Source organism: Devosia sp. BK (genome assembly GCF_032907385.1).
Lineage (GTDB): Bacteria > Pseudomonadota > Alphaproteobacteria > Rhizobiales > Devosiaceae > Devosia.
On sequence record NZ_JAIMBX010000001.1, the window covers coordinates 1320329 to 1329628 of the forward strand.

14 protein-coding genes are annotated in these 9300 nt (G+C 59.4%); all 14 read right to left on the minus strand.

Annotated features, from left to right (window positions below):
* Positions 1–8: 8 nt before the first annotated feature.
* Positions 9–203 (minus strand): 50S ribosomal protein L29, encoded by a 195-nt coding sequence (gene rpmC / locus DevBK_RS06505; protein WP_061906832.1) that lies wholly within the window; start codon positions 201–203, stop codon positions 9–11.
* Positions 204–213: 10 nt separating this feature from the next.
* On the minus strand, positions 214–627 hold the full coding sequence (gene rplP / locus DevBK_RS06510; RefSeq protein WP_061906833.1) for a 50S ribosomal protein L16: 414 nt from the start codon (positions 625–627) through the stop codon (positions 214–216).
* A 15-nt stretch (positions 628–642) separates the two neighbouring features.
* The gene (rpsC, locus tag DevBK_RS06515) at positions 643–1380 is read right to left on the minus strand and encodes a 30S ribosomal protein S3 (protein ID WP_061906834.1); all 738 of its coding nucleotides are present in this window, start codon (positions 1378–1380) and stop codon (positions 643–645) included.
* Entirely contained in the window at positions 1380–1760 is a 381-nt protein-coding gene (rplV, locus tag DevBK_RS06520) for a 50S ribosomal protein L22 (protein WP_056308259.1), read from the minus strand. The genes rpsC and rplV overlap by 1 nt, the downstream gene beginning before the upstream one ends.
* A gap of 1 nt (position 1761) precedes the next feature.
* Positions 1762–2040 carry a 30S ribosomal protein S19 gene (gene rpsS / locus DevBK_RS06525; RefSeq protein ID WP_061906835.1) on the minus strand — a complete coding sequence of 93 codons (279 nt, stop codon included), beginning with the start codon at positions 2038–2040 and terminating at the stop codon, positions 1762–1764.
* Positions 2041–2043: 3 nt separating this feature from the next.
* Positions 2044–2883 (minus strand): 50S ribosomal protein L2, encoded by an 840-nt coding sequence (rplB, locus tag DevBK_RS06530; RefSeq protein ID WP_061906836.1) that lies wholly within the window; start codon positions 2881–2883, stop codon positions 2044–2046.
* Between the two features lie 18 nt (positions 2884–2901).
* Positions 2902–3195 carry a 50S ribosomal protein L23 gene (locus tag DevBK_RS06535; RefSeq protein ID WP_061906837.1) on the minus strand — a complete coding sequence of 98 codons (294 nt, stop codon included), beginning with the start codon at positions 3193–3195 and terminating at the stop codon, positions 2902–2904.
* Positions 3192–3812, minus strand: a complete 621-nt coding sequence (gene rplD / locus DevBK_RS06540; RefSeq protein ID WP_061906838.1) for a 50S ribosomal protein L4 — start codon at positions 3810–3812, stop codon at positions 3192–3194. The genes DevBK_RS06535 and rplD overlap by 4 nt, the downstream gene beginning before the upstream one ends.
* Positions 3813–4508 (minus strand): 50S ribosomal protein L3, encoded by a 696-nt coding sequence (gene rplC, locus DevBK_RS06545; protein ID WP_061906839.1) that lies wholly within the window; start codon positions 4506–4508, stop codon positions 3813–3815.
* A gap of 87 nt (positions 4509–4595) precedes the next feature.
* Positions 4596–4904, minus strand: a complete 309-nt coding sequence (rpsJ, locus tag DevBK_RS06550; protein WP_035080820.1) for a 30S ribosomal protein S10 — start codon at positions 4902–4904, stop codon at positions 4596–4598.
* Positions 4905–4972: 68 nt separating this feature from the next.
* Positions 4973–6163, minus strand: coding sequence for an elongation factor Tu (gene tuf, locus DevBK_RS06555; RefSeq protein ID WP_061906840.1), 1191 nt, complete (start codon positions 6161–6163; stop codon positions 4973–4975).
* A 70-nt stretch (positions 6164–6233) separates the two neighbouring features.
* On the minus strand, positions 6234–8324 hold the full coding sequence (fusA, locus tag DevBK_RS06560) for an elongation factor G (RefSeq protein WP_061906841.1): 2091 nt from the start codon (positions 8322–8324) through the stop codon (positions 6234–6236).
* Positions 8325–8336: 12 nt separating this feature from the next.
* The gene (gene rpsG, locus DevBK_RS06565; RefSeq protein WP_061906842.1) at positions 8337–8807 is read right to left on the minus strand and encodes a 30S ribosomal protein S7; all 471 of its coding nucleotides are present in this window, start codon (positions 8805–8807) and stop codon (positions 8337–8339) included.
* A gap of 12 nt (positions 8808–8819) precedes the next feature.
* Positions 8820–9191, minus strand: coding sequence for a 30S ribosomal protein S12 (rpsL, locus tag DevBK_RS06570; protein ID WP_035080811.1), 372 nt, complete (start codon positions 9189–9191; stop codon positions 8820–8822).
* Between the last annotated feature and the right edge of the window lie 109 nt (positions 9192–9300).

Genomic DNA, 9300 nt, shown 5'->3' on the forward strand with positions numbered 1-9300 from the left:
TTTATTCCTTACTTAGCTGCGTTCTTTTCGCCGAGGATCGTCTTGATCCGCGCGATATCGCGGCGGACCAACTTGACCTGGGCGGGCTTTTCCAGCTGCTGGGTAGCGCGCTGGAAACGCAGGTTGAACTGTTCTTTCTTAAGGTCGACGAGCTGATCTTTCAGTTCGTCTGCGGTTTTGCTCCGCACATCACTGGCTTTCATGCTCGTGTCCTTAGTCGACAATGCGCGTAACAATGCGCGTGGTGATCGGCAACTTCATTGCTCCGAGGCGAAGCGCCTCCTTTGCAACGTCTTCGGGTACGCCGTCAATCTCAAAAACGATGCGGCCCGGCTTTACGCGTGCTGCCCAGTATTCAACGGAGCCCTTACCCTTACCCATACGGACTTCGGTAGGCTTCTTGGAAACCGGCAGATCCGGGAAAATACGGATCCACACGCGGCCCTGGCGCTTCATCTCACGAGTGATAGCGCGACGGGCTGCTTCGATCTGACGCGCGGTAACGCGTTCGGGTTCGGTCGCCTTGAGGGCATAGGAGCCGAAAGCCAGCTCGGTGCCACCCTTGGCAAGACCATGGATGCGGCCCTTGTGGGCCTTGCGGAACTTAGTACGCTTCGGTTGCAGCATAATTGTTCAACCTTCTTATGCGCGTTCGCGGTCGCGATCGCCACGCTCACGGCGCGGTTCGCGCTCAGAACGTTGGCCACCTTCGCTACCTTCGGTAGCGCGACGCTCGTGGGCGGACGGATCGTGCTCAAGGACTTCGCCCTTGAAGATCCAAACCTTGATGCCGATGATGCCGTACGTGGTTTCGGCTTCAGCCGTACCGTAGTCGATATCGGCGCGCAGGGTGTGCAGCGGCACGCGGCCTTCGCGGTACCATTCGGTACGAGCGATGTCGGCGCCACCAAGACGACCACCAACGTTGACGCGGATACCACCGGCGCCCATGCGGATTGCAGTCTGCACTGCACGCTTCATGGCACGACGGAAGGCAACGCGGCGTTCGAGCTGCTGGGCAATGCCCTGAGCAACAAGGGTCGCATCGGTTTCCGGCTTGCGCACTTCAACGATGTTGATGTGCACTTCGCTGTCGGTGAACTTCTTCACCTTGGCGCGGATCTTGTCGATGTCAGCGCCCTTCTTGCCGATCACGATGCCCGGACGAGCAGTGTGGATCGACACGCGGCACTTGCGGTGCGGACGCTCGATGACGATCTTGGAGACCGCAGCGGCCTTGAGATCCTTCATCAGGGTGGTGCGGATCTTCAGGTCTTCCTGAAGAAGCGTGCCATATTCGCCCTTGTTGGCGTACCAGCGGCTATCCCAGGTGCGATTGATGCCCAGACGGAAGCCGATTGGATTGATTTTCTGACCCATTATGCGGCCTCCTCAACTTGCCGGACGATGATCGTCAGATGCGAGAAAGGCTTCTGGATCTGCGACGACTTGCCGCGGCCACGAGCCATGAAACGCTTCATGACGAGCGAGTTGCCCACAAAGGCTTCGGCAACGACGAGCGCGTCGGTATCGAGGCCATGGTTGTTTTCGGCATTGGCGATGGCGCTCTCGAGCACCTTCTTCACCTGGCCGGAGATGCGCTTGTGGCTGAATTCGAGATCGGCCAGGGCCTTCTCAACCTTCTTGCCACGGATCAACTGCGCGACGAGGTTCAGCTTCTGAGGGCTGATGCGCAGCATGCGCAGGACAGCCTTAGCCTCGTTGTCTTTGAGAGCGCGCTCAGTCTTTGGCTTGCTCATCTTACTTCCTCTTGGCCTTCTTGTCGGCCGCGTGACCGTAATAGGTACGGGTCGGGGCGAACTCGCCAAACTTGTGACCGATCATGTCTTCGGTGACATTCACCGGAACATGCTTCTGGCCGTTGTGCACACCGAACGTGATGCCGACGAACTGCGGCAGGATGGTCGACCGACGCGACCAGATCTTGACCACATCGTTGCGGCCAGAGCTCTGGGCCTTCTCGGCCTTCTTGAGCATATAGCCGTCGACGAACGGCCCCTTCCAAACTGAACGGGTCATGACTTACCTGCCCTTCTTCACGTGGCGGCTGCGGACGATAAACTGATCCGTGGCCTTATTTGAACGTGTGCGCTTGCCCTTGGTCGGCTTGCCCCACGGAGAAACCGGGTGACGGCCACCAGACGTACGGCCTTCACCACCACCATGGGGGTGGTCGACCGGGTTCATGGTCACGCCGCGGTTGACCGGCTTCTTGCCGAGCCAGCGGTTGCGACCAGCCTTGCCGAGCGAGGTGTTGGCGTGATCCTGGTTGGACACGGCACCGACGGTGGCGAGGCACGTACCGTGTACGCGGCGCTGTTCGCCCGAGTTGAGGCGAAGGATCGCCCAACCGGAGTCACGGCCGACATACTGAGCATAGGCACCGGCGGAACGAGCGACCTGGCCGCCCTTGCGGGGCTTGAGTTCGACGTTGTGCACGATGGTGCCGACCGGCATGCGCTCGAGCGGCATTGCATTGCCTGGCTTCACGTCGACAGTGTTCATCGAGGAGATGACCTTGTCGCCGGCAGTCAGGCGCTGGGGAGCAACGATGTAGGCCTGTTCGCCATCTTCGTACTTCACCAGAGCGATCCAGGCGGTGCGGTTCGGATCGTATTCGAGACGTTCGATCGTCCCGACTGCGTCGAACTTCACGCGCTTGAAGTCGATCATGCGGTAAGAGCGCTTGTGACCGCCACCACGATGGTAGGCAGTGATGCGGCCAGTATTGTTACGGCCGCCGCTCTTGGAGAGGCCTTCGGTCAGAGCCTTGACCGGCTTGCCCTTCCACAGTTCCGAACGGTCGGTCGTAACGAGAGTACGACGGCCTTCGGAGGTCGGATTATAAGTCTTTAGAGCCATTTTGCTGTCTCTTGTCCCTTAGAGGCCGGTCGAAATATCGATCGACTGGCCGTCGACGAGGGTCACGATGGCCTTCTTGACGTCATTGCGAACGCCAGTCTTGCCGCGGAAGCGCTTTACCTTGCCCTTGCGGACCAGGGTGTTCACTGCCTTGACCTTGACCGAAAAAAGCTGCTCGACGGCGGCCTTGATCTCGGTCTTGCTGGCATCAATCGCCACGTCGAAAACGACCTGGTTGTATTCCGAAGCCATCGTCGACTTTTCAGTCACGACGGGGTTACGGACGATGTCGTAAGCGGCAAGCTTGTTCATGCGAACCTCGCTTCGAGCGCTTCGAGCGCTGCCTTGGTCAGGACGAGCTTGTCGCGCTTGAGGATCGAAACAACGTTGATCCCCTGGATCGGCAGCACGTCGATGTTCGGGATATTGCGGGCGGCCAGAGCAAAGTTCTGGTCGACGCTTGCGCCGTCGATGATCAGCGCGCTTGCCCATTCGAGCTTGCCGAAGGTGGTGCGCAGCGCTGCCGTCTTGGCTTCCTGCTGAGCGACGCTGTCGATGACGATCAGCGAGCCAGCCTTGGCCTTGGACGAAAGAGCATGTTTGAGCGCGAGAACGCGGACCTTCTTGGGAAGATCGATCGCGTGGCTACGCGGGGTCGGACCGAATGCACGGCCACCACCACGGAACTGGGGAGCCTTGCGATCGCCGTGACGGGCGCCGCCCGAACCCTTCTGCTTCACGAACTTCTTGCCCGTGCGCACGCCTTCAGAGCGGTTCTTCACGTCATGCGTGCCGGACATCGCCTTGAGCTGCTGGTAGCGAACCATGCGGTGTAGGATGTCAGCGCGCACTTCAAGACCAAAGACATCGTCCTTGAGTTCGATCGTACCGGCGGACTTACCGTCGAGTGTGGTTACCTTGAGTTCCATTTACTTCGCTTCTCCCGCAGCAGCGGCCTCGAAAGAGCCCGGCAGGACTACATTCGCGGGAGCCGGCTTCTTGACGGCATCCTTGACCATGATCCAAGCGCCCTTGGCGCCCGGAACCGAACCCTGGATCAGGAGCAGGCCACGTTCCACGTCGGTCTTGACGACCTTGACGTTCTGCGTGGTGATGCGACGATCGCCCATGTGGCCCGGCATCTTCTTGTTCTTGAAGGTCTTACCCGGGTCCTGACGGCCACCGGTCGAACCGATGGAACGGTGGGAAACGGAAACACCGTGGGAGGCGCGCAGACCACCGAAGTTCCAGCGCTTCATACCACCGGCAAAACCCTTACCGATCGACGTACCAGTGACGTCGACAAGCTGGCCCTCGGCGAAGTGGTCCGCCTTGAGGGTTGCGCCAACCTCGATGAGGTTTTCAGCATCAACGCGGAATTCCGCGACGTGACGCTTCGGCTCCACCTTGGCAACGGCATAGTGGCCGCGTTCTGCCTTGGAGGTGTTCTTGGCCTTAGCCTGGCCTGCGCCGAGCTGGAGAGCCACGTAGCCGTCTTTCTCGACGGTACGCTGCGCCACCACCTGGCAGTTCTGCAGGGCCAGCACCGTGACCGGAACGTGCGAGCCGTCCTCGGCGAAGATGCGGGTCATCCCCAGCTTCTGTGCGATCAATCCAGAACGCATCGGTTATACCTTCTTGTTGGCGCTCTGCCGGGTCATGATTTCAGAGGACCCTTTCGCGGCAGGCGCGGAATTTTTGTTCTTATAGTCTTAGAGCTTGATTTCGACGTCGACGCCGGCGGCGAGATCGAGCTTCATCAGTGCATCGACCGTCTGAGGGGTCGGGTCCACAATGTCAAGCAGACGCTTGTGGGTCCGGATCTCGAACTGCTCACGCGCCTTCTTATCGATGTGGGGCGAGCGGTTGACGGTGAACTTGTCGATGCGGGTCGGCAGCGGAATCGGACCGCGAACCTGGGCACCCGTGCGCTTGGCAGTGTTGACGATCTCACGGGTCGACGTATCGAGCACGCGATGGTCAAACGCCTTGAGGCGGATGCGGATATTCTGACCGTTCATCTTCTCAAATCCTGACGGAAAAAGATCACGGCGCGCTTAATCGCGCGCCGCGAATGTCTCAATGAGGCTTACTTCAGGATCGTGGCGACGACGCCCGAACCAACCGTACGGCCACCTTCGCGGATAGCGAAGCGGAGCTTTTCTTCCATGGCGATCGGAACGATGAGCTGAACGTTGATGTTCAGGTTGTCGCCCGGCATCACCATTTCGGTGCCTTCGGGAAGGGTCACGATACCCGTCACGTCCGTGGTACGGAAGTAGAACTGGGGACGGTAGTTGCCGAAGAACGGAGTGTGACGACCGCCTTCTTCCTTGGTGAGGATGTAAACCTCAGCCGTGAAGTCGGTGTGCGGGGTCACGGAACCGGGCTTGCAGAGAACCTGGCCGCGCTCAACCTGAGTGCGGTCGATACCACGGATCAGCGCGCCGACGTTGTCGCCAGCCTGACCGGAGTCGAGCAGCTTGCGGAACATTTCGACACCGGTGACGGTGGTCTTCTGGGTTGCCTTGATGCCGACGATTTCGACTTCTTCACCAACCTTGACGATGCCGCGTTCGACGCGACCGGTGACCACGGTACCACGACCCGAGATCGAGAACACGTCTTCGATCGGGAGGAGGAACGGCTGGTCGACGGGACGTTCCGGCTGCGGAATGTACGAGTCAACAGCGGCCATCAGCTCGAGAACGGCGTCGTGGCCGAGCTTCTTGTCGGAATCTTCAAGAGCGGCGAGAGCCGAACCCTTGATGATCGGGATATCGTCGCCCGGGAATTCGTACGAGGACAGAAGTTCACGAACTTCGAGCTCGACGAGCTCGAGGAGCTCGGCATCGTCGACCATGTCGCACTTGTTGAGGAAGACGACGAGAGCAGGAACGCCAACCTGACGAGCGAGCAGGATGTGCTCACGGGTCTGGGGCATCGGGCCGTCAGCAGCCGACACAACGAGGATCGCGCCGTCCATCTGGGCAGCACCGGTGATCATGTTCTTCACATAGTCAGCGTGGCCTGGGCAGTCGACGTGAGCGTAGTGACGATTGGTCGTCTCATACTCGACGTGGGCGGTGTTGATGGTGATGCCGCGGGCCTTTTCTTCTGGGGCCGCGTCGATCTGATCGTACGCCTTGAAGGTCGCGCCGCCGGTCTCAGCCAGGATCTTGGTGATCGCTGCGGTCAGCGAGGTCTTGCCATGGTCAACGTGACCGATGGTGCCGATGTTGCAGTGCGGCTTGGAGCGGGAAAACTTTTCCTTCGCCATAGCTTTTCTCCAAATTTGTCAGCGCAATCGCCGACATACAGTTGAGTTTCTTGACTAGCTTGCGCTGGTTTTAGGCGTACTTGGCCTGGACTTCGTCAGCGACAGCCTGCGGAACCTGTTCGTAGTGATCGAACACCATGGAATACTGTGCACGACCCTGGCTCATGGAGCGCAGCGAGTTCACATACCCGAACATGTTAGCAAGCGGCACGAACGCATTCACGACCTGGACAACACCACGGCTTTCAGTGCCCTGGATCTGCCCACGACGGGAGTTGAGATCGCCGATGACGTCGCCCATGTAGTCTTCTGGCGTGACAACTTCAACCTTCATGATCGGTTCGAGAATTTTCGGACCGGCTTCACGAAGAGCCTCACGGAAGCCTGCACGGCCGGCGATTTCGAAGGCGAGTACCGAAGAGTCGACATCGTGGTAGGCGCCGTCGGTCAGAGTGACCTTAACGTCGACGACCGGGAAGCCGATCAGCGGGCCTGCGCCCATCACCGATTCGACACCCTTCGACACACCTGGGACGTATTCACGAGGAACAGCGCCGCCAACGATGGCATTGACGAATTCGAGGCCCTTGCCGACTTCACCCGGCTCAACCGTGATCTTGATGCGCGCGAACTGACCCGAACCACCCGACTGCTTCTTGTGGGTGTAGTCCTTTTCAGTCTTACGCGTGATCGTCTCACGGTAAGCAACCTGCGGCTGGCCGATATTGGCTTCGACCTTGAACTCGCGACGCATACGGTCGACGAGAATATCGAGGTGAAGTTCGCCCATGCCCGAGATGATGGTCTGGCCGGATTCTTCGTCGGTCTTGACGCGGAACGACGGATCTTCAGCAGCCAGGCGGTTGAGGGCGAGGCCCATCTTTTCCTGGTCGGCCTTGGACTTCGGCTCGACGGAGATGTCGATAACCGGATCCGGGAAGATCATGCGCTCGAGGATAACCTGCGAGTTGGTCGGAGCCAGCGTGTCACCCGTGGTGGTGTCCTTGAGGCCAACGATGGCGACGATGTCACCAGCAAAGGCTTCGGTGATCTGCTCACGGCTGTTGGCGTGCATCTGGAACATGCGGCCAACGCGTTCGCGCTTGCCCTTCACGGTATTTTCCAGGCTGATGCCCGCTTCGAGGTGACCCGAATAGATGCGGCAGAAGGTCAGCGTACCCATGTGCGGGTCGTTGGCGATCTTGAATGCCAGCATCGAAAGCGGCTCGGAGTCGTCAGCGTGACGTTCGATCGGCGCTTCGGTCTTGGCGTCGATGCCCTGGATAGCAGGAACGTCGAGCGGGGACGGCAGGAAGTCGATAACGCCATCGAGCAGGGGCTGCACGCCCTTGTTCTTGAACGCCGAGCCAGCGAAGACGAGGAAGAACTTGGCACCGATGGCACCCTGACGAAGCAGACGACGGATGGTGTCGTTGTTCGGCACTTCGCCGTTGAGGTAAGCTTCCATCGCAGCGTCGTCCATTTCGACGGCGGCTTCGACCATAGCTTCGCGGTACTTGACGGCCTTGTCCTTGAGATCGGCAGGGATCTCGACGACGTCCCACTGAGCACCGAGCTCTTCGTTACGCCAGACCAGAGCGTTCATCTCGATGAGATCGACAACGCCCTTGAATTCGGTTTCAGCGCCGATCGGCAGCTGAACCGGAACGGCACGGGCGCCGAGACGCGAACCGATCATTTCTACGCAGCGGTAGAAGTCGGCACCGGTCTTGTCCATCTTGTTGACGAAGATGAGACGCGGAACGTGGTACTTGTCAGCCTGACGCCACACGGTTTCGGTCTGCGGTTCAACGCCAGCATTGGCGTCGAGCAGAGCGACGGCACCGTCGAGCACGCGCAGCGAACGTTCGACTTCGATGGTGAAGTCCACGTGGCCGGGGGTGTCGATGATGTTGAAGCGGTGCTGGGTACCGTTGCGGTCCTTCCAGAACGTGGTCGTAGCGGCCGACGTAATGGTGATGCCGCGTTCCTGTTCCTGCTCCATCCAGTCCATGGTCGCGGCGCCGTCATGGACTTCGCCGATCTTGTGGGACTTGCCGGTGTAGTAAAGGATACGTTCGGTCGTGGTCGTCTTGCCAGCATCGATGTGAGCCATGATGCCGAAGTTACGATAGAGATTAATAGGATATTCGCGTGCCATTTGGCGCTCCTACTACCAGCGGTAGTGCGAGAAGGCACGGTTGGCATCAGCCATACGGTGCGTATCTTCGCGCTTCTTGACGGCCTGACCGCGGCCATTCATGGCATCCATGAGTTCGCCCGAGAGGCGTTCACGCATGGTGTTCTCACCGCGCTTGCGAGCGGATTCGATCAGCCAACGGATGGCCAGGGCCTGCTGACGGTCGGTACGGACTTCAACGGGAACCTGGTACGTCGCACCACCAACGCGGCGCGAGCGCACTTCGACGGCCGGACGAATATTGTCCAGGGCGCCATGGAACACCGTGATCGGGTCCTGCTTGGTCTTGCTCTCGACGATTTCGAAAGCACCGTAGACGATGGATTCGGCAGCAGACTTCTTGCCGTCCTTCATCAGGGAATTCATGAACTTGGTCAGAACGAGATCGCCGAACTTAGCGTCCGGGATAACGTCGCGTTTTTCTGCGCGGTGACGACGGGACATATCTCGATCTCCTTACTTCGGACGCTTCGCGCCGTACTTCGAACGGCGTTGCTTGCGGTCCTTCACGCTCTGTGTATCGAGGACACCACGGAGCACGTGATAGCGAACGCCCGGCAAATCGCGAACGCGACCGCCGCGGATGAGCACAACGGAGTGCTCCTGCAGATTGTGACCTTCACCGGGGATGTAGGAGATCACTTCGCGCTGGTTGGTCAGGCGAACCTTGGCCACCTTACGCAGAGCCGAGTTCGGCTTCTTTGGGGTCGTCGTGTACACACGGGAGCAAACGCCACGCTTCTGCGGGTTCGCCTCCATGGCGGGAACCTTGTTCCGCTTTGGCTTGCTGGCGCGTGGTTTGCGGATCAGCTGATTAATGGTGGGCATTGCGCTCTTTCCATCGTCCAAAAAATTTTAGTTCGGTCTACACAAGCAAACCAAATTGGCGCTCATCCGAACCCTTCCGGGAATCGGCGGCGCCTTAGTTGCAGCGGAC

Coding starts and splice junctions, on each gene's coding strand:
- rpsJ (WP_035080820.1), bottom strand. CDS start 4,904: ATGAACGGTCAGAATATCCGCATCCGCCTCAAGGCGTTTGACCATCGC.
- rplV (WP_056308259.1), bottom strand. CDS start 1,760: ATGAGCAAGCCAAAGACTGAGCGCGCTCTCAAAGACAACGAGGCTAAG.
- rplB (WP_061906836.1), bottom strand. CDS start 2,883: ATGGCTCTAAAGACTTATAATCCGACCTCCGAAGGCCGTCGTACTCTC.
- fusA (WP_061906841.1), bottom strand. CDS start 8,324: ATGGCACGCGAATATCCTATTAATCTCTATCGTAACTTCGGCATCATG.
- rpsS (WP_061906835.1), bottom strand. CDS start 2,040: ATGACCCGTTCAGTTTGGAAGGGGCCGTTCGTCGACGGCTATATGCTC.
- rpsG (WP_061906842.1), bottom strand. CDS start 8,807: ATGTCCCGTCGTCACCGCGCAGAAAAACGCGACGTTATCCCGGACGCT.
- rpmC (WP_061906832.1), bottom strand. CDS start 203: ATGAAAGCCAGTGATGTGCGGAGCAAAACCGCAGACGAACTGAAAGAT.
- rpsL (WP_035080811.1), bottom strand. CDS start 9,191: ATGCCCACCATTAATCAGCTGATCCGCAAACCACGCGCCAGCAAGCCA.
- rplD (WP_061906838.1), bottom strand. CDS start 3,812: ATGGAACTCAAGGTAACCACACTCGACGGTAAGTCCGCCGGTACGATC.
- DevBK_RS06535 (WP_061906837.1), bottom strand. CDS start 3,195: ATGAACAAGCTTGCCGCTTACGACATCGTCCGTAACCCCGTCGTGACT.
- rplC (WP_061906839.1), bottom strand. CDS start 4,508: ATGCGTTCTGGATTGATCGCACAGAAGCTGGGGATGACCCGCATCTTC.
- rplP (WP_061906833.1), bottom strand. CDS start 627: ATGCTGCAACCGAAGCGTACTAAGTTCCGCAAGGCCCACAAGGGCCGC.
- rpsC (WP_061906834.1), bottom strand. CDS start 1,380: ATGGGTCAGAAAATCAATCCAATCGGCTTCCGTCTGGGCATCAATCGC.
- tuf (WP_061906840.1), bottom strand. CDS start 6,163: ATGGCGAAGGAAAAGTTTTCCCGCTCCAAGCCGCACTGCAACATCGGC.